This window comes from Capnocytophaga genosp. AHN8471 (assembly GCF_016806945.1).
In the GTDB taxonomy this organism is placed as follows: domain Bacteria; phylum Bacteroidota; class Bacteroidia; order Flavobacteriales; family Flavobacteriaceae; genus Capnocytophaga; species Capnocytophaga periodontitidis.
Window position 1 is genome coordinate 21,507 of sequence record NZ_JAESPJ010000006.1, and the last position, 19,316, is coordinate 40,822.

General features: G+C 35.6%; 15 protein-coding genes. 2 read left to right on the plus strand and 13 right to left on the minus strand.

The window, feature by feature from the left end:
- Window positions 1-2: 2 nt before the first annotated feature.
- On the minus strand, window positions 3-386 hold the full coding sequence (locus tag JMN12_RS01890; RefSeq protein WP_203081464.1) for an RNA-binding S4 domain-containing protein: 384 nt from the start codon (window positions 384-386) through the stop codon (window positions 3-5).
- Window positions 387-472: 86 nt separating this feature from the next.
- Here JMN12_RS01890 and JMN12_RS01895 point away from each other — a divergent pair, with 86 nt between their 5' ends.
- Together JMN12_RS01895 and JMN12_RS01900 are read left to right on the plus strand one after the other, a co-directional pair.
- Window positions 473-1,309, plus strand: a complete 837-nt coding sequence (locus JMN12_RS01895) for an FKBP-type peptidyl-prolyl cis-trans isomerase (protein WP_203081465.1) — start codon at window positions 473-475, stop codon at window positions 1,307-1,309.
- Between the two features lies 1 nt (window position 1,310).
- On the plus strand, window positions 1,311-2,015 hold the full coding sequence (locus tag JMN12_RS01900) for a CDP-alcohol phosphatidyltransferase family protein (RefSeq protein ID WP_203136553.1): 705 nt from the start codon (window positions 1,311-1,313) through the stop codon (window positions 2,013-2,015).
- Here the strand turns inward: JMN12_RS01900 and JMN12_RS01905 are convergent.
- The 12 genes from JMN12_RS01905 to JMN12_RS01960 all read right to left on the minus strand — a co-directional run bounded on the left by JMN12_RS01905 (window position 2,001) and on the right by JMN12_RS01960 (window position 19,311).
- Window positions 2,001-3,911 carry a ComEC/Rec2 family competence protein gene (locus JMN12_RS01905; protein ID WP_203136556.1) on the minus strand — a complete coding sequence of 637 codons (1,911 nt, stop codon included), beginning with the start codon at window positions 3,909-3,911 and terminating at the stop codon, window positions 2,001-2,003. The genes JMN12_RS01900 and JMN12_RS01905 overlap by 15 nt on opposite strands.
- Window positions 3,908-4,786, minus strand: a complete 879-nt coding sequence (locus JMN12_RS01910; RefSeq protein WP_203136558.1) for a C40 family peptidase — start codon at window positions 4,784-4,786, stop codon at window positions 3,908-3,910. The genes JMN12_RS01905 and JMN12_RS01910 overlap by 4 nt, the downstream gene beginning before the upstream one ends.
- 10 nt (window positions 4,787-4,796) lie before the next feature.
- Window positions 4,797-7,340, minus strand: coding sequence for an ATP-dependent Clp protease ATP-binding subunit (locus JMN12_RS01915; protein ID WP_203136560.1), 2,544 nt, complete (start codon window positions 7,338-7,340; stop codon window positions 4,797-4,799).
- A 97-nt stretch (window positions 7,341-7,437) separates the two neighbouring features.
- Window positions 7,438-9,336 carry an ATP-dependent DNA helicase RecQ gene (locus tag JMN12_RS01920; protein ID WP_203136562.1) on the minus strand — a complete coding sequence of 633 codons (1,899 nt, stop codon included), beginning with the start codon at window positions 9,334-9,336 and terminating at the stop codon, window positions 7,438-7,440.
- A 10-nt stretch (window positions 9,337-9,346) separates the two neighbouring features.
- Window positions 9,347-10,111 (minus strand): endonuclease I family protein, encoded by a 765-nt coding sequence (locus JMN12_RS01925; protein ID WP_203136571.1) that lies wholly within the window; start codon window positions 10,109-10,111, stop codon window positions 9,347-9,349.
- A 49-nt stretch (window positions 10,112-10,160) separates the two neighbouring features.
- Window positions 10,161-11,204, minus strand: coding sequence for a heparan-alpha-glucosaminide N-acetyltransferase domain-containing protein (locus JMN12_RS01930; protein ID WP_203136573.1), 1,044 nt, complete (start codon window positions 11,202-11,204; stop codon window positions 10,161-10,163).
- 81 nt (window positions 11,205-11,285) lie between these two features.
- Window positions 11,286-12,947 carry a mechanosensitive ion channel family protein gene (locus tag JMN12_RS01935; RefSeq protein ID WP_238423785.1) on the minus strand — a complete coding sequence of 554 codons (1,662 nt, stop codon included), beginning with the start codon at window positions 12,945-12,947 and terminating at the stop codon, window positions 11,286-11,288.
- A gap of 126 nt (window positions 12,948-13,073) precedes the next feature.
- Window positions 13,074-15,167: a carboxy terminal-processing peptidase gene (locus tag JMN12_RS01940; protein ID WP_034555530.1), complete on the minus strand. Its 2,094-nt coding sequence runs from the start codon at window positions 15,165-15,167 to the stop codon at window positions 13,074-13,076.
- 48 nt (window positions 15,168-15,215) lie between these two features.
- Window positions 15,216-16,166 carry a hydrogen peroxide-inducible genes activator gene (locus JMN12_RS01945; RefSeq protein WP_088594201.1) on the minus strand — a complete coding sequence of 317 codons (951 nt, stop codon included), beginning with the start codon at window positions 16,164-16,166 and terminating at the stop codon, window positions 15,216-15,218.
- An 11-nt stretch (window positions 16,167-16,177) separates the two neighbouring features.
- The gene (locus JMN12_RS01950) at window positions 16,178-17,245 is read right to left on the minus strand and encodes a YARHG domain-containing protein (RefSeq protein ID WP_203136575.1); all 1,068 of its coding nucleotides are present in this window, start codon (window positions 17,243-17,245) and stop codon (window positions 16,178-16,180) included.
- Window positions 17,246-17,250: 5 nt separating this feature from the next.
- The gene (locus JMN12_RS01955; protein ID WP_198472768.1) at window positions 17,251-18,165 is read right to left on the minus strand and encodes an LLM class oxidoreductase; all 915 of its coding nucleotides are present in this window, start codon (window positions 18,163-18,165) and stop codon (window positions 17,251-17,253) included.
- A gap of 84 nt (window positions 18,166-18,249) precedes the next feature.
- Window positions 18,250-19,311, minus strand: a complete 1,062-nt coding sequence (locus tag JMN12_RS01960) for a nucleoid-associated protein (protein WP_009413153.1) — start codon at window positions 19,309-19,311, stop codon at window positions 18,250-18,252.
- Between the last annotated feature and the right edge of the window lie 5 nt (window positions 19,312-19,316).

A 19,316-nucleotide genomic window follows, 5' to 3' on the forward strand; every position in this document is an offset into this window, starting at 1 on the left:
TTTCAATCGTCATTTTCTTGAAAATCATTTAAGAGATTATCAATAGCACGGCGATCTTTTTTAGTAGGGCGACCTTCTCCTTTTTCGCGGTAATAGTCCTGAGCGAGTTTTTGTATTTCGGCTTGCTCAAAAGCTTCAGGAGGTGTGTTATCTTGACGATAAAGATCTACTAACTTAGCCCCCACACGGCTTTCAGGGATGTCTAAAACCTCTAATTGGTAGTTGATTTGGTTTTTACGCACTACTATTAGGTCGTTTTTATAAATCTCACGTGAAGGTTTTACTGTTTCGCCATTTACTTTGATGTGACCTTTTTTACAAGCTTCAGTAGCAATATTACGTGTTTTGAAGTAACGTACACACCATAAATATTTATCAATTCGCATTCTTTTATAATTTTAAAAATAACAATGAGGTGCAAAAGTAAGAAATAATTTGTATCTTGCGCCCCAAAAATAAGACAATATTTTATATGATAAACAAAATTCTATTTAGCATCAGTGTAATAGCTTTACTATTAACTACAGGTTGTAAGAAAAACGATAGTTCTAATGTAACACCACCAAGAGATGTTACAGAAGTGAGGAATGAAAACAATCAAGCTATTGAAACATTCTTAAAAACACATACTTACACATATTCAGCTACGGCAGCTATTTCGGATGCTGTTACTTTTACAAGTACAACTAATGTTTCACAATCCATTTTTAACAATAGTAATTTGAAGAAAATGGAATTGGATGTATTTGATGCCAATAACAATCGCATTCGTCATACTTTGTACTATATGGTATTACAAGAAGGTACTAGTACCCATACCACTTCTATTGCCGACTCGGTATATGTAAACTATAAAGGTCAGTTACTCAACTTGACAGTATTTGATGAGACTACTACTCAATCAGCATCTAATTGGATGGATTTACTGGGAAATATTGTTACCAATCGTCCTTCAGGTACTATCAGAGGATTTAGAGAAGGAGTAGCTCAGTTAAAGCCTTCAGTGACTAAACTCACACAAAATTCTGATGGTACACTTACCGCTCCTACCGATGGAGGGGTAGGAGTGTTCTTCATTCCATCAGGTTTAGGTTACTTTAATAACAGTCAGGCAAAAATACCAGCTTATTCACCTTTAATTTTTACAGTAAGACTTATTGCTGCTCGTCACGCTGATCACGATCACGATGGCAAACCTTCTAAAGATGAAATCGTACGTGATAACTATGGAGTGGTTACTTATCCTGATTGCGATGAGAAGAAAGACCAATCATATCTTCCAGATTATTTAGATGCCGATTGTAAGTAAAATGAAAAAGCATATCCCTAATTTAATTACTTTAGGAAACCTCTTTTGCGGAACTGTAGCGATTGTTTTTGCCGTGAGAGAGGCACTTGATTGGGCAGCTCTCTTTGTAGCGATAGGTATTTTCCTTGATTTTTTTGACGGTTTTTTTGCCCGTTTGCTACACGTGAAATCAGAAATGGGATTGCAGTTAGATTCTTTAGCTGATATGGTTACCTCAGGAGTTGTACCAGGTGTTGCGATGTTTCAGTTGTTTAACCAAAGTAGTTACGTAGTAGAAAATCCAACAACTTGGGTAGCCTACTTACCTTATATAGGTTTTCTTATCACTTTAGCATCAGCTTATCGATTGGCGAATTTTAATATAGATACGCGACAAACTTCTGGTTTTATAGGGCTTCCTACTCCAGCTAATACAATGTTTATCCTTTCTCTACCGCTTATAATGCAATACCAATCAACAGAACTATTTGATAGTTTATTGCATAATAGTTGGGTTTTATTGGGAATTACATTGTTGAGTGCATATTTGCTGAATGCTGAAATAGCCCTCTTTGCATTGAAGTTCAGTGATTATTCATTTAAGAATAATGCATTGAAGTATATATTTTTAGCACTTTGTGTTATTCTACTTGTAAGTTTAAAAATGATTGCTATCCCTATAATCATTTTATTGTATATTATTCTTTCCTTACTACCTAAGCGATAAATCACGCTTCATTCTATCTAAATTGATTTTAGGTTTTTGTAAGAAGATAACACTATCAATAACTACTTGCTTGGATTTTGGGTATACCCCTAAACTATCCATTAGCAAGTAGTTTTTTTGTTTGAAGCGCAATATATAGGGCATTTTGTAAAGTGTGATATCACTAATACCTTTGTTTTTAATGTAGTTGTTTATCATTGGGTTGATAGAAGTTGTATCGATCTGATAGATACTCAGCTTATTACCTTGCCTAATAGTGATTATCTTATCTTTATACTTGCTAAATACTAACATTTCTTCGGTAGTTTCCAATTGGTATTTGTGATAGAAAAGTACTCCCTGAAACAAAAGTACAGAAACGAGAAGAGCTACCAATACTTTATATTTCCTATAATGTACAAAGATGATGAGTATCAGTACTATTACTAAAGAAGAAAGAAGTAGGGGAGTTGTGAAAGGTATATTGCGTATGATAAACATTTCTTGATGTGCGATAAAAGCTACTAAAATATTCATCAGAGTTATTAATTTTTCTAAGATAAAAATTATAGGGTAAGGCAAAATACCTAAACTTCCTAAACATAGAGCAATGATACCTCCTATAAGTATAGGTTGTAACAAAGGTACTACTACCAAGTTAGCAACAAAGAACAAAATAGGAAATTGATGAAAATAGTACAAACTGATGGGCAAAACAACTATTTGAGCAGATAATCCTACTAAAAATAAAGACCAAATCCATCGGATGTATTTATTTTCAGGTTGCCACCATTTGCGCATTACAGGGTAGAATTTCATTATAGAAAATACAGCTGCATAACTCAACTGGAAGCCTACATCATATAAATAATAAGGATTGATAAGCAACAAAAATAACATTGAGAGCATTAAAGCATCGAATCTCCCTTGTTTTCGGCGTATAAGGGTCCCCAACCCTACAAAACTAAACATTATAGTTGCTCTCAATACAGAAGGAGAAGCCCCAGCCATTAAAGCAAAAGTCCACAATCCTGATAACAAGATGAAGTATCGCAATGGGCGATAAAATCCCAAATTAGGCATTTTTTGTAGTAGTAATAGAAGTATAGCCGTGATAATTCCGACGTGCAAGCCCGAAATAGCTAAAATATGTACTGCACCAGCATCTATATATTGTTGATAGATATTTTCATCTAAATCACTACGTTTTCCTAAGAGTAATGTATTTAAGAGGGCAGCAGACTCGCGATTGAAATTTTGATTGATTACAGCAGTTAGATGAGAACGCATTTTTTCAATATTTCCCATAAAACCTACTGTATTATTTTTTACAATAGAAAATGTTATTACTTCCGCCCGACCCAATATTCCTTTTCGTTCCATATATCGTTTATAATTAAACTGATATGGATTTTTAGGAGGTGGTATAAGTGTATATTTTCCTACAAAAATTAATCTATCGGTTGGAACTAATGCTTTTACATCATCAGTAATTGTTTTAGAAGGGAAAAAACACAAGATTTTTCCTTCAGTATTGTTGTGATTAGCTGTTAAGAGGTGAGCTTTAAAGGTAGTGCCATAATTGGTTTGTGAAATAAGCTCTATTACTTCGGTTTCTAAGGTGTAATATTCATTGGTATTTAGTTTTTGTGTGTAATGTTTAGGGTTATAAGTAGGAGTGTGAAAATACGTTATTAGCATACCTACAGCTACAGAAGTGAGACCTATGTGGAATAGAATTCCGCGACGAAAAGCATATTGCTTGGTAGCTAATAGGTAATGTATTGTTAGGGTAGCTAACAAACACAGACTACTGCTTATAACAAACAAAAAAGAGGGAACTATTATATCGGTAATAGCAATCCCTCCTATGAGTCCAAATAATATAGTTAATATGGGAATATTTACGAATCTCACATCACACGTTTTGCCATACGAAAGGCTTTTTTGTAATAAGCATCACTTAATGAAGATATTACGACCCCTCTTTTAGAGGAAGAATGAATGAACTTCACATCACCATCTACATCTACTACCATACCAACGTGAGAAATTCTATTTCGGCGAGTAGTTTTGAAGAATAATAAATCACCTACTTGTACATTTTCTAAGCGTATTTTGCGTCCTTGGGTAGCCATTTCTTGTGAAGAACGAGAGAGTGGTACAGCTATAGATTTGAAAGTAGTACTTACAAAGCCAGAACAGTCCATTCCTTTGCGAGTGACCCCTCCATGACGATAAGGAGTTCCTAAGTATGAAAAAGCAGTGTCGAGCAATATTTTTTGTTGTTTAGTATCAACTTTACTTTTTGATAGAGCAGGAAGAGCGATATCAGTATTATCTATGATTTCTTCTTCTTCAAGGAGTTCGTCTTCATCTAAATCATCATCTAAATTTTCTTCAGCAATAGCTATATTTTCAGCGTATTGTTGGCTTATTTTTTTAGGAGTATACCTCTTACTTCTCGAAGCTACAGCACGTCCTCTTACAGAAGTTTTTCTTTTAGCGGCTACTGCTCTTCTGTTTTTTGCTACGGCTTTCTTTTTAGCACTATGGCTTGCTACCCTATGTTTAGGAGGTGTTTTTTTACCTTTAGCGGTAGAGGCTACTACCTTAGTTTTTCCTTTTTTAGGAGGACTATAAGTTTTCTTTTTAGGTTTTTTACTTGCTATCAGAGTATTCTCAGTACTTACTTTCACAGTAGTGCTTTTTTCATTTTTTTGTATGCTTTCTGTAAAAGAAGAAAAGCAAAATAGTAGTGTAAATAGTCCTAAAAGTCTTAAAATGTACATAAATAAGGGGTTATAAAGTTATTAAATTAGTGTTCTTTTCAGTAATAAGGAGGTTTTCACCTTTTTCATCTAAATCGAATATGATGCTGTCACCTGCGTGTATTTGGTTAGATACGATTTCTTCAGCCAAGGGGTCTTCAATATATTTTTGTATAGCGCGTTTTAGAGGGCGTGCTCCATACTGTTTGTCGTAACCTTTATCGGCTATAAAGTTTTTAGCTTTTTCACTCAGTTCTACGTGGTAACCTAAATCGTTGATACGAGAATAAAGTTTAGAGAGTTCAATATCAATGATTTTGAAGATGTCTTCTTTACTAAGTGGGTTGAAAGTGATGACATCGTCGATACGATTGAGGAACTCGGGTGCAAATACTTTTTTCAAGGCATTTTCAACGATTGATTTTTCATTAGCCTCAGATTGAGCCAATCGTGCAGAAGTACCAAAACCGACACCTTGTCCGAATTCTTTTACTTGGCGGGCGCCTATGTTAGATGTCATAATGATGATGGTATTTCTAAAGTCGATTTTTCGTCCTAAGCTATCGGTTAGGAAGCCATCGTCTAACACTTGCAAGAGCATATTGAAAACATCGGGGTGAGCTTTCTCGATTTCGTCTAAGAGTACTACAGAGTAAGGTTTGCGGCGTATTTTTTCGGTAAGTTGTCCACCTTCTTCATATCCGATATATCCTGGAGGTGCTCCTATGAGTCGAGAGATAGAGAATTTTTCCATATACTCACTCATATCAATACGCACCATAGCATCTTCAGAGTCAAAAAGTTCTTTGGAGAGAACTTTGGCAAGTTGAGTTTTTCCAACACCTGTTTGTCCTAAGAAAATAAAGGAGCCTATAGGTTTATTAGGATCTTTGAGACCAGTGCGATTGCGTTTAATAGATTTTACAACTTTTTCTATAGCATCGTCTTGTCCTATGATTTTAGATTTCATAGCGTCAGATAAGCCAGAGAGTTTGTTAATTTCAGTTTGAGCGATTCTATTCACGGGGATGCCACTCATCATAGAAACGACATCGGCGATATGTTCGGCAGTTACAGTGTCGCGGTGTAGTTTAGAATCTTCGTCCCATCGTTTGTTGAGATCTATTAATGATTTTTCGATGTGTTTTTCGTTATCGCGAAGACGTGCGGCTTCTTCAAACTGTTGACGAGAAACGGCTCTATTTTTGGCTTGTGTAGCTTGTTCTAATCGTTCTTCTACGTCTAAAATATATTGAGGTACTTTTACCTGCATAATATGTATTCGCGCTCCGGCTTCGTCTAAGGCATCAAGAGCTTTATCAGGTAAATAGCGATCGGTGAGATAGCGATTGGTGAGCTTTACGCAAGCTTCGATAGCATCTTCGGTATAAATTACATTGTGGTGTTCTTCGTATTTAGCTTTGATATTTTGAAGAATCTGAATGGTTTCGTCTACACTGGTAGGTTCTACTAGTACTTTTTGGAATCGGCGTTCTAAAGCGCCATCTTTTTCGATAGACTGTCGGTATTCGTCTAAGGTAGTAGCTCCAATACATTGTATTTCGCCTCTTGCCAAGGCAGGTTTGAACATATTAGAGGCATCTAAACTTCCTGAAGCTCCTCCAGCGCCCACTAAGGTGTGGATTTCGTCTATAAAAAGAATGATATCTCTATTTTTTTCGAGTTCATTCATTATTGCTTTGAGGCGTTCTTCAAACTGACCTCGGTATTTTGTACCAGCTACTAAAGAGGCTAAATCGAGAGTTACAACACGTTTGTTATACAATATGCGTGCCACTTTTCTTTGTACGATGCGCAAAGCTAAACCTTCAGCAATAGCACTTTTTCCTACACCAGGTTCACCGATGAGGATAGGGTTGTTTTTTTTGCGGCGGCTCAATATTTGAGATACGCGTTCTATTTCTTTATCTCGCCCTACGACAGGGTCTAATTGTCCTTGTTCAGCAAGTGTGGTTAGGTCTCTACCGAAATTATCTAATACTGTATTTTTTCGTTGATTGTACTGTCCTTGCCCTTGTAGATTTCTATTGTTTCTACTTTCGTGGGGCAAGCGATAGTCTCTATCGTATTCATCAACCTCATTAGTAGGCATTGTGGGGGTAACAAGTTTTGAGTTATTGTCCTCTATAGGTTGAAAGCTGTCGCGTGCTGTTTCGTAGTTTAGGCCTAATTTATTGAAAACTTTTGTAGTAGGGTCGTTTTCGTTGCGCAAAATACTCAATAGTAAATGAGCGGTGTTTATCACATCAGATTGCATTCTTTTAGCTTCTAAATATGTAGCTTGCATTGCTCTCTCGGCTTGCACGGTAAAGTGAACAGCGTTGAAATTAGGAGGATTGAGACCGCGCGCTGAAGTAAGGGTATGGATGTTTTGCCTAAGTCTTTCCATATCGATATTTAAGTTGTGTAACAAATTGATAGCACTACCTTCATTTTCTTGAAGTATTGCTAATATGAAATGCTCAGTGCCCACAGTAGATTGCCCTAAACGTACTGCTTCTTCTTTGCTATATGTAAATATTCTTTTAACTCTTGGTGAAAAGTTATCGTTCATAGTAAAAATCTTCTTTTGTATTAAAACCAAATAATATGGATAAAACACGGCAAAATTAGTAAATAAATATGATAAAACAAAATCTTATTAAAAATATTTATTTTAAGCACAATTCATTAAAAATGTTGAACGTTATTTTTTTCATTGCAAAAAGTTCGTCTAAGACAGTGTTAATCTGCTGATCAGAGTAGGGTAGTGTATTTATTAAATCGTTGCAATTAAAAGGTTTAGAAGATAATAATTGAAGGATATCAGCCTTTATTTTTTGTTTATTGGTTTTAGGGGAGTGCATTTGAATAACACAATTAGAACATATACCACAAGGTTTCCCATTTTTCTCGCCAAAATACTCTAATAAGAATATACTTCGGCAAGTATTTTCATCTTCCAAGTATTGATATACTTTGTTTTGCAATAATCGTTTGGAGTGGTTATACTCTTTGATGTGTTTGCCAATGCTATTGATTGTGCGATCATCGTCGCGAGGCACGTTGAAAATGATTTGTATATCGGCAGTTTCACATTTTAAAACGCCTATTCCATCGTTGTGCAGAGTTTCTAAATACCCCATAATTTCTTTGTGAGATTTTTCGGTACGTTCCATCAATTTAGCCATTTCTAACTCTATTGGGAAGTGAAATATCAGTTCGTAGCACCTCATAAGATAAATAGTAATGTTTTTGATATACCGATGAGTAGTTATATACTTCACTAATTGTTCGGGGGTAGCTTTCATTTGGAAAGTAACTTTGTTGTAGAAATGGTGGTTGAAGGAAATGATAGAAAATCTATCTAATACTTGTAAAGCGTTATAAGTTTTTAAAGGCAATAAGTTGTAGCGTTTACAAAAATCGGGGAATAGGAAGCTATAGGTATTTTCGGTACCTTCTCCTATGGCTATTTGGAAGTAGCTATTGAGTTTACTGTAAACGATTTTTAGATAAGGAATGTCTATAAGATATTCATTTAGAAGTTTTTCGGCATTTTTTATATCTACCTCATTGTAGAAAACGATGGCCTCGGCGGGGTTACCATCTCTACCTGCTCTACCTGCTTCTTGGAAATAATCTTCTAAGGTTTGAGGGATATCCCAATGAATCACCCAGCGGACATCGGGTTTGTCGATTCCCATACCAAAGGCGTTTGTAGCTACCATTACACGTACGTCGTTTAGCAACCACATACTCAGTTTGTTATTTTTTTCTTCAGCGGGGATCCCGCCGTGAAAATAAGTAGCTGAAATATTGTGGTTTTCTAATAAACGCGCCAATTGTACACAACCATTTCTACTTCGCAAATATATAATAGCTGTACCTTCGGTTGTTCTTAGCAGTTGTAAAAGGTGATGAAATTTGCTTTTTACTTTATATACTTTGTAAGCTATATTAGGGCGAGCTAAAGAAGTACTGATTACATTTGCTTTCTCGATGCCTAATTGATGTAAAATATCTTGTTGTACTTGAAGGGTAGCAGAAGCTGTGAGAGCTAATAAAGGTATATTAGGGAATTGTTCTTTGAGCCATTTACACTGTAAATAAGCAGGGCGGAAGTCCTTGCCCCAGAGCGATACGCAATGAGCTTCATCTATCACTATTAGATTAATAGACATTACTTTGAGGTAATTACGCACGACTTCCTGTTGCAGACGTTCAGGAGAAAGGTATAAGAATTTGTATTGCCCATAAAGTGCGTTGTTTAGCAGGCGTTCTAATTCGGGGTAGGGCAGACCTCCGGCTAATGATAATGCACGTATTTCTCTGTTTTTAAGCGCTTCAACTTGGTCGGTCATCAGAGCTATCAATGGAGAGACCACTATACATATACCTTTGCGCATCATAGCGGGTACTTGAAAAGTAATAGATTTTCCTCCACCTGTAGGCAATAAGGCTAAGGTATCATTACCTTCTAAAACCGATTTGATCACGGCTTCTTGAGAGTTGCGAAAATTATCGTATCCCCAATATTTTTTTAGTGTGTATAGAGGTTCATTTTCCATAGTATTACTCTTAGTAATTTTTGTAAGCAGCGCGTGCTAATTGAGGAAAATCGATAAACGGATTGCGGTTGCCTTGGGCTTGTTCAATTACATTGTTGCGTTGGCGTTCGAGGTCGGAAACAGGATCGTCGTCATTCCATTTTAAAAGTGTTTCGATTCCTCCTATTACAATTTTATTGTCGATTTTATCATTATAGCGCAAATTGATATACATAATCATTCGAGCGACATCACCTTTCCACTCATCGCCAGGATACCAAGCGCTATTGATACGTCCAGCTCTTCCGGAGCCATTGGTAAAAGGTATATTTCCTCTACTGCTATTAAGTTTACTATCACAGGCTTTTAGATGATGTAAATCGCCTTTGGCATCTCCATTACTATATTTTGATTGAGGAAAAATATGTTCGGTGTTGAAAGTTTGAGGTTTATAATTATTATTACCACTCTTATATTCTTTCCAATAGCGCTCTTCGCCGGTGTAGACCAATACTACATATTCAGGATTTTTAAGGCTAGCGTCGGCTTTGTAGAGGTACTTATGACGATCATAATAACTTAAGAAATTAGTATGTTTGCTGATGGTAAGTACTGCTAAATCATCGTATAAAGCTTTTCCATTTTTAGTAAAAAGAATTCCTTTGTAATAATTTTGTAGTGCTTTTGGCACTATAATATTGCTATTAGGAGGGGCAACGGGATGTTCTTGAGCTTGTTCTTTGCTATTGCAAGCTAACAAGAATGTTGTGAATAATAAAATGTAAAGTTTTTTCATTTGTATTTAGTTTTAAGTTATTTATGTAAGAAAGCTTTTAATTTTTCTATCAGTTGTTTTTAGGATATTTTTCTTTTATGTATTTACTAAATTTGTGATAGTAGAACGATACAAAGAGCACAGTTATCACAAAGAGAATAGCACCTATTACTGCTTGGGTAGGGTTGAAGCTCTTATGAAAATAATGGTCTAAGTTGAAATATGGAATAAAGTGATAGAGCGCAATACTATGAATGATGTAAATGGAAAGAGTATTTTGCCCGATACGTTGCAAGAATTGCGCAGTAAGTATATTTCGCAAGATTACAAATACTGCAAATGTCCAGAGAGTATCACCCATTCTCAAGAAAAGAAAACCATTTCGTGCTAAACTTTCAAAGTGATTCCAACCAGTAATGCTATATAGGAAATGGAAAGTGTGATATTGAAAGTGAAAAATAGCTCCGATGCCAATAAGTAGTAGTGTATATACTGTATATAAATGTTTAGCGTTTCTGTAATAGTAAAATAACGATCCCATAAAGCCTCCTAAGGTTACAAAACCTAACCAAGGAAAAATAGTAAAGAAAGTACCGTATTTTGGAGTGAAATAATTAGCTACCACTTGGGGTAACCAAGAGTATTCATATTGGTTATAGGTCTCGTTGAAGGTGAAAAGTAGTAAAGTAATGCTGATGAGCATTGTAGGAAGGAAATGCCTCACGTGATTTCGAGCTAATAAGTAGAGTCCTACCATTATGATGAGGGCTAACCCTATACAATGCAAGATATCTACGAAATAGATGCTTTTCCGCAAAATACACGCTACTGCTATAAGCATTAATCCACGTTTTACTCCTTTTTTCACGCGTGGGTTCTTAAGTCCTACACCACTGCGTTCGCCTTCACGAATGAGTAAATAGGTAAAAATAAATCCAGAAATAGTAAGGAATACAGGGGCTGTAATACCTGTAAAATAATGCCAAATATGATAGTAAGGATTATTTTCGTCGCAATATTGTTCAGCGAGTAAGGCAGTGATAAAGTGCCCTTGTAACATCATACAAATGGCATAAGCGCGTATTACATCAATAAATATCAGTCGTTGCTTCATTATGAATTTTGTTTTTTAGTATTTGAAAAGGGAGTTTTAATTTCTACGTATTGTGTTGAGAATATCTCCACATTAGCTTGCCTAAAAAGTACTTTGTATATTTTTAGTTAGATCAGATTTTATAAAATACATATTTTCGGGGTGGAAAGTATAAGCATTGAGCTCATAAATAGCATTTAGTTCATTAAGAGAAATTTGAAAAATGTAAGGATGTGGTTTAGGAGAAATACCATTGGTTTTCAGAGCAGCTTCTATAAGGAGTTCTTCCACTAAATTATCAGAATAATCATAGCGTACTTTTACTTGTACATTTAGCGCTAAGCCTATTTCTTTGCCTATAGAAGAGAAATTCATAGTTGCACCGCTCAAGATAGCCGAATTAGGGATGGTAATATCTTCGTTATTAATAGTTTTCAATCTTGTTACTAAGGCGTTTTTTTCTATCACAGCTCCTATAATTTCTCCAGATTTAATCCAATCACCTACTTGAAATGGACGCATATAACTAATTACAATGCCTGCAATGGCATTGGAAATGGCAGAAGAAGAGCCTAAAGAAATCAATACCCCTAAGAAGACAGAAATTCCTTTAAAGGCATCACTATCGGAACCAGGGAGGTGTGGGAACATTATTACCAAAGCTAATACCCATAACATCATACGTGCCAGCACATAAGTAGTATGAGCCCATTCGGGGTGAAAGCCTTTTATTTTTAAGATACCTCTTTCTATTTCTAAAGCAAAAAAGCGCAATATTTTCAATACGTAGCGTGTAATGACTACAATAATGACAATATAGAATAAATGAGGCAAATATCCAATAATTGCTATACCGACGTTTTTTATAGGTTCAGAAATCCATTGTACTATGATTTTAGACAAGTATTGAGTAGAAGGGAAGATATCGAAAATCAGAGGTATAATAGTTATTAGCAAGAAAAGCAAGAATATGATACGCAATATAGCAAGTAATTTCACTAAAGCTTTTACAACTCCTCGTTTTTTGATAAATTCGTAATTTCTAATGCGGATACCTGTGAGGGAGCGGTGTTCGGAGTTGAGCGTTATTTTTTTTAAGAAATTAAACAATCGGTTGATCGCCCATACAAGTACAAAGGCGATGAAGAGTACTAATAACAATTCAGCCAAGCGGATTAGGATGCTTTTTAGGCTATTTTGTTCTTTATATTTTACAATTGTATTTTTGATTACATTAGCATATCTTTGAGCTAATTCAGTTTGGGAGCTATTTTCCCAGAGCGCATCTACCATTGTAACACGAGTGATGATTTTTTCGTTATACATTACTGATAGGTAGTCGCCATTAGGTTTTATTTTGATAGAATCGGCGGCGAAAGAGGGGTCGTTATATAATTCTTTGAGTTTATTTTCTATATATTTTACGCGAGTATCAATATCATAAGGTCCATAGGAAGTATAGAGATAGTATAAGGTATCTTTTTCAAAAACAATAGGTCGTCCACGCATTTTATTGCGTAGTTTTTCCATTTCTTTTTCATTAGTAGTGGAGGAATTAGTAATTGAAGATGTATGTTTGTCGTTATTTATGAGTAGTTGTATTTCGTTTAATAGCATTGCAATGCGTACGGAATCTTTCTGGCGGAATTGTTTGATAGCTTCTAACTCTTTGTGAATTTCTTGTTGAGAAAGGTTATCTGGTTGCTGTGCCTGTGTGTACGCAACGCAGAATAGATATATAACAATGAAGATTTTAAAATGCATTTTAATTTGACTAAAGAGTAAGATTGTAGTGCAAAGGTATAACAATTTTCTCATATACCCAAAAATAAAAAACATTGGTAAAGGTATTAGCTTTACCAATGTTTTTATAATCTGTTAGTTATTGTTTTATTTGTTCAAATCTTCTAACACTTTTACAGCTTCATCTATATAGACGTCTTTTTCAAGACTTTCGTGCCAACGATCACGACGAAGTTTTAACTCTTCGCTGTTTTTAATTTTAGCTTCATCGGAAGCTACAGAAGAGAATTTTAAGTTAGATTTATAGTCGCTGATAGCTTTAAACTTTTTGGCTTGCTCTTCGTTTTTGTCGATTACTTTTTTGTAGGCTTCATAGTTGAGTGGGAAAACATAATCTTTTTGTTGTTGTTTTACCCATTGAGCATTTTCATCTATCAGTTTTAAATATTCGTTTTCTCTAATACGTTTTTTACTGTTTTCAATAGCCATATTAAAATTGGCATTGTTTGCCCAAGGAGTGTATTTAGCAGGTTCTATTTTATCCCAAGGCATAGCGTTAGGCATATCACGTTCACCTATATCGATATATTTGTATTTATCGGGTACAACAATATCACTTTCAACTCCTTTGAGTTGGGTAGAGCCTCCGTTGATACGGTAGAATTTTTGGATAGTGATTTTCAAAGCTCCAAGGTCGCCGTAATTGTTTTGACGAAGGAACTCATTTAGGTCTACGAAGCTTTGCACGGTACCTTTACCGAAGGTTTGTTTACCGCCTATGATAATAGCACGTTTATAATCCTGCATAGCAGCTGCTAGGATTTCGGAAGCTGAAGCGGAAAGTTCATTGGTAAGGATTACTAAAGAGCCATCCCATTGAGTTTTAGGGTCGTTGTCGGAGAGAACGTCACGACTACCACGTGATGATTTAACTTGTACGATGGGGCCTTTAGGGATAAATAGACCTCCTATATCGACTACAGTTTTTAGGGATCCACCGCCATTGGAACGCAAGTCGACAATTAAGCCATCAATATTTTCTTTTTTAAGTTTTTCAATTTCGAGGGCTACATCGGTAGCGGCATTGCGACGGTTTACATCTTCGAAATCAATATAGAATTTAGGTAGATTGATGAGGCCGTAACGTTTGCCATTGGCAGTAATCACAGCTGATTTGGCGTAAGTTTCTTCGATTTCTACTACATCTCGGATGATAGGTACTACTTCGATAGTTCCATCTACACGTTTTACAGTGAGGCGCACTTCGGTACCTTTTGGACCTTTGATAAGTTTAACGGCATCATCTAAGCGCATTCCTACGACATCAACAGGTTCGGCAGCGCCTTGACCTACTTTTAGGATTTGGTCGCCTACTTCCAAGAGTTTACCTTTCCAAACAGGTCCTCCCAAAATCACATTAGTAATAGCTATACCATCAGTTTTCTTTTGTAATTGAGCGCCAATACCTTCGAATTTGCCAGACATATCACGGTCGAAACCTTCTTTGATGTCGGGTGCCATATAGTTAGAGTGAGGGTCAAAAGTTTCGGTTATAGCATTTACGAACATAGCGAACCACTCTTCACGTGTAATATCGTTGTACATACTATACATATCAGCCAATGTTTTTTGAGTAGACTCTATAGATTCTTTTTTGAGTATTTGATTGCTTTTAGGCTGATATTTAGCATCTTTTTCTTTCTTAGTTACTTCTTCTTTTTGTTTAGTAATGTAAGTAGAAAGAGTAGTGAAAATAATCACTTGTTTCCAACGAGTTTGTAAATCGGCTTTACTTTTAACAAAAGGCAATTTATCGTAGTCGGTATTGATAGTTTCATTGCTATTGAGGTCAATAGGTTTAGCGAAGATAGCTTTAGTAATTCCTTCAGCTTCTTTCATACGCTGTTTGAGACGATTATAAGAAAGGTTGAAGAAAGAGATGTCACCTTTTTTTAAATCATCATCTAAACGGTTTTCATATTTTTTGAACTCATTGATATCGGATTGGAGAAAATAGCGTTTTTGTCCGTCGATATTTTTCAGATAGCTATCGAAGACTTTTTTAGAGAAAGAGTCGTCCATTTTCACGGGACTAAAATGAGCATTTTCGAGCACGTGCTCAATAATTTCTAATAGCACAGTGTCCTTATCCTTATTAGGATTGTCAAACTTCTTGCTTGTAAAGCTGCAAGAAGCGAATGAGATAAATAATAAAAATAATGCTGCTGAAATATTTTTCATCATAAAATGGTTTTTTCTATTTTTTTTAATTTTTAACTTCTGTCTTTATCAAATTGTGTGCCTTTCTCTTGTTGGGCTAATAATTTTTACATTTTGGAAAACAATAGCTCCGCGAATTACCCCAGCTATAGTATCGTGTAAAGCTTTTATGATTTGTAATTTTAGTTCATTTTTGTGATAAACTAAGCTAATTTCGCGAGCGGGGTAGGGTTCGGCAAAATAGTGAATGCGTTTCTTTTCTTCCTCTTTCAGTTCCAAAGAGTGTAGATAGGGTAACAGGGTCATTCCTAAGCCTTCGTTAGCTAATCGCACTAAAGTTTCAAAACTACCACTTTTTAGTTGGAAGTGTTCTTTAGAATCGATTACATCTTGGTTGCAGATATTGAGTACACTATCCTTAAAGCAATGACCATCCTCAAGCATTAAAATATCGTTGATATCTAAATCTTCAGAGTAGATAGTTTTAGAGTTTTGGAGGCGGTGGTTTACAGGGATGTAAGCGACAAAAGGTTCATAATATAAGGGACGTTCTACGATTAACGAATTGTGTAGAGGAGTAGCTAAAATACCGGCGTCGTAACTACCATCTTCAATCTTTTTTAAGATATTTTCGGTTGTTTGTTCCTCGATTTTCAGGCAAACTTTAGGATATTTGTTAATAAAATTAGTAAGGAACATAGGCAATAGGGTAGGGGAGACGGTAGGGATAATTCCGACACGGAATTCGCCGCCTATATAGCCTTTTTGTTGAGCGACGATATCGTTCATTCGCCCAGCTTCGTTTACGATTATTTGGGCTTGTTTGATAATTTGTTCACCTATTTCAGTAACCTGTAGAGGTTTTTTACTTCTGTCGAAAATAGTAACTCCCAATTCCTCCTCTAATTTCTGCACTTGCATACTCAAGGTAGGTTGAGTAACAAAACTATGCTCGGCGGCGGTAGTAAAATTTTTGTATTTGGCTACTGCTAAGACATATTGATATTGAGTGATGGTCATAATAAAAGGTGTTATTTAAATGTTTTAATGAGTTGTTTTTCCTCTTCAGTAAGGGCTTCAACTTCGGGTACATAGGAAGGGTTGGGTTGATACCAATCTTCTGTTTTGAAAACATCTTGCAAAGTTTTATCCTTAAATATATACCCACGTCGTGCAAATGGCAGATTCCTGATAATGCGTTTTTCTTCAGGAGTTTTCTCGGTAGGGTCGCCTAATTCTCGGTTTTTTCCTAATGAAAAAATAAACTTTTGATTACCTCCTGCTTCTCGACAGTAGGAACTTTCTTCTTCTACGGAAAGCTCTCCCTTAGGTACAAAGTTTTTCTTTTTGAATACTAAAATACCTTGCTGGATATAAAAATTAGTATAATCAGGATTTTCAGTTATTTTTCCTATTCCGTTGAAAGTCCATTCATTAGTGTTTTTAAAGAAAGTTTTACGGATAGAAGCTGTTTGGAAATCACCCATATCCAAGATCAGGGTAAAATCGTCGATTTGCTTGTTAGCCCAGCGATTGGCAGCCGTAAGTACGTAATTAAAGTCGTAATAATAACATACTCCTCTTGATAGTTTATATCTATAAGTATGTTTTACAATGTTTTTCCCTTTTTTAAATTTTGCCTTGAAATGATAAACATACATAAAATCAATATCATTACCACTGGTTTCTCCTTTAAAAGTCTTCAAGTCTATACTCTCTACCTTCCCATTTTTAGCATAAAGAGAATCCGCTACATAAGCTACTTGATAAGATAAAAAGTTACCGTTAAGCGATACCGTAAAATCAAACATATAAGGATGATGCCCATTGATAGGAGCTCCATCTACAACACCACTGGGGCTTCCTGCCTCAAACCCTACTACGATTTCTTTTGTTTCTTTAGGATTGAAAAACTCGTAATACACTGATACTTCTGCAAATTCTTCAGTTTTTTTGATATACAAAATTTCTTTTTTTACTGAAATATCAGTTTCGTTGATGGGGACGAGTTGGTTACCTGCCATATAGAAAGCACCATCATTGGTATATCCTTCAGTGAAGAATCCATAGAAACACAGTATAAAAAAGAGTCTTTTCATCGTTTTTATTTGAGTTGAGGCAATACTTCTTTTCCGATTTCTTCGAGTACCTCACCAGCTGGGCGGCTGCAATATTTGAGTACCAGCATAATATGATTTATTCCTATTTTTTTGAGTTCTTGGAACATATCGATGAGGTAATTACGCCCGAGGCGGAAGCCTAAGTCCATAGTTTGAGGTTCAAAATTAGGATTTTCCATAAGGTCGATATATACGGGTTGTATATAAGGTTTAGCAGGTTCGCCTTCATTTTTGAGAGCTTCGTGCCAATCTTCTACGATTTTTTTTTGGAAAGAGAAATCACGGGGATAGTAGATCCAGCCATCGGTGTGTTTAGCTATCCAATTGAGGTTTATACCACCGATGTGACCAGTGGCATAGATTGGGATATTTTTATGGATAGGTTTAGGGAGTACATCACCTACTTTGTCCATTAGAGTACCATAATCATTATTGTAAGTAGGGAAATCTACACTCCACAATTTTTTAAGAGTTTCGATATGTTCGGTTATGTGTGCGCTACGCAATTCAAAAGGTTTGTTGAAAGCAGGGTATTCGACGGGACGGTCGCCAGAGGCAATTCCCATTACGAAGCGGTTAGGGAACAATACATCGAGACTTGCGGAAGCTTTAGCGACATGTAGAGGGTGGCGTAAAGGTAGAATTACACTTGCTATTCCTATTTTGATAGAGAATGTAAGAGAAGCTATATGAGCTAAATATATCCAAGGGTCAAACATTTGACCTACTTCTTTAAAATCGGGGTTGTAGAGGGGAATGTCGCGTACCCATACAGTATCATACCCTAAGGCTTCTGCGCGTTGGATCAGCTGTATTTGATTTTCCATTTTAGGGATAGCCCCTTGATAAGATTCAATGGGTAATAATATACCTATTGAGAATTTATGTGCGTCAATCATAGTTTTATGTTTTTAAAACGCAAAAGTATAAAAAAAAAGGCATATAAAAAACTATATGCCATTTTATTTTTGATGAGGTTATTTTTATGAACCTTTTTGTTCTTTGTTGAAGTACACTAAATAGTAATACATTTGCTTTTCCTCGTCCCAACCTTTTTCTATGAACTTATCGGCAGATTCGGGATTGATGAAGTCCATACGTATTTGGATATTTGTATCTAAATCGATTACGTTTTTAATTTTTTTACGTACATCGGAGACAGCTTTGTTAGCGATTGGAAAGGTAGATACATCTTCTATTTGATACTTAGGGCCTTTTTCTACTTTGTAGTGTTTGAACTCAGGTATTAGTTGAGGATTTTCAAATACTTCATTCATAAATGAGGTTTCTTCGAAATCATCATTTTTAGCGAAGTAGTTGATAGCGCGGTTCATAAAAAGTACTTCTTCTTTTTTATCTTCGGCGGGCAAGATTACATCTTTTGCAAAATCTTGGCTGAACTTGAGGTATTTTTTAGTATAGAAGTTATCGTCGACCAAAGCATCGACGTTTAGAAAGTTTTCTAACCAATATTTAGTATCGTAGCGATTGCTATCAATAGAAAGTATTTTGTAGCCATCTTCTTTATTTACATTGAAAATGATACAACCTTTATCCAAGCGATGGATGTTTACACCTTCTTGGATAATCATTTCTAACTGGTTACCTTGTTCTTCAAACTGTAGGAAGCTATTTTTTACCTCAGATTTAAAAATACCAACAGCTTTTACCTTTTCATTATCCAAATAAGTATCGTGCAAAAGGGCTATATAGACTTCTCCACTTTTGATATGAGGATGATTAGATTGGTTGTACAAGTGTTGAGCAATTTTCCCTGATTGTTCGTGAATTGTACTTTCGTCCTCAAAAATAGGGGTTACCAACTGATAAAGAGTATTGAATTCTACATCGGCATCGTGTACAAAATGGAAGTAGTTTTCTTCTTTTTCACGAAAAGGTTTGAAGAAATACTCTTTTAGCAATCCTATAATTTCGTCGTTTAACGCATAAGGTTTTTCAGAAAAGAAAATAGGTTCCCCTTTACTCAAGTTGCCTACCCTATGGATAGAAAGGGTTTCGATGTTTGTTGTATATAAGTTAAGCATAGATA

What these genes read in the sequence shown, in the direction of transcription:
- JMN12_RS01890 (WP_203081464.1), bottom strand. Translation starts at nt 386, where the DNA reads ATGCGAATTGATAAATATTTATGGTGTGTACGTTACTTCAAAACACGT.
- JMN12_RS01895 (WP_203081465.1), top strand. Translation starts at nt 473, where the DNA reads ATGATAAACAAAATTCTATTTAGCATCAGTGTAATAGCTTTACTATTA.
- JMN12_RS01900 (WP_203136553.1), top strand. Translation starts at nt 1,311, where the DNA reads ATGAAAAAGCATATCCCTAATTTAATTACTTTAGGAAACCTCTTTTGC.
- JMN12_RS01910 (WP_203136558.1), bottom strand. Translation starts at nt 4,786, where the DNA reads ATGTACATTTTAAGACTTTTAGGACTATTTACACTACTATTTTGCTTT.
- JMN12_RS01915 (WP_203136560.1), bottom strand. Translation starts at nt 7,340, where the DNA reads ATGAACGATAACTTTTCACCAAGAGTTAAAAGAATATTTACATATAGC.
- JMN12_RS01920 (WP_203136562.1), bottom strand. Translation starts at nt 9,336, where the DNA reads ATGGAAAATGAACCTCTATACACACTAAAAAAATATTGGGGATACGAT.
- JMN12_RS01925 (WP_203136571.1), bottom strand. Translation starts at nt 10,111, where the DNA reads ATGAAAAAACTTTACATTTTATTATTCACAACATTCTTGTTAGCTTGC.
- JMN12_RS01930 (WP_203136573.1), bottom strand. Translation starts at nt 11,204, where the DNA reads ATGAAGCAACGACTGATATTTATTGATGTAATACGCGCTTATGCCATT.
- JMN12_RS01935 (WP_238423785.1), bottom strand. Translation starts at nt 12,947, where the DNA reads ATGCATTTTAAAATCTTCATTGTTATATATCTATTCTGCGTTGCGTAC.
- JMN12_RS01940 (WP_034555530.1), bottom strand. Translation starts at nt 15,167, where the DNA reads ATGAAAAATATTTCAGCAGCATTATTTTTATTATTTATCTCATTCGCT.
- JMN12_RS01945 (WP_088594201.1), bottom strand. Translation starts at nt 16,166, where the DNA reads ATGACCATCACTCAATATCAATATGTCTTAGCAGTAGCCAAATACAAA.
- JMN12_RS01950 (WP_203136575.1), bottom strand. Translation starts at nt 17,245, where the DNA reads ATGAAAAGACTCTTTTTTATACTGTGTTTCTATGGATTCTTCACTGAA.
- JMN12_RS01955 (WP_198472768.1), bottom strand. Translation starts at nt 18,165, where the DNA reads ATGATTGACGCACATAAATTCTCAATAGGTATATTATTACCCATTGAA.
- JMN12_RS01960 (WP_009413153.1), bottom strand. Translation starts at nt 19,311, where the DNA reads ATGCTTAACTTATATACAACAAACATCGAAACCCTTTCTATCCATAGG.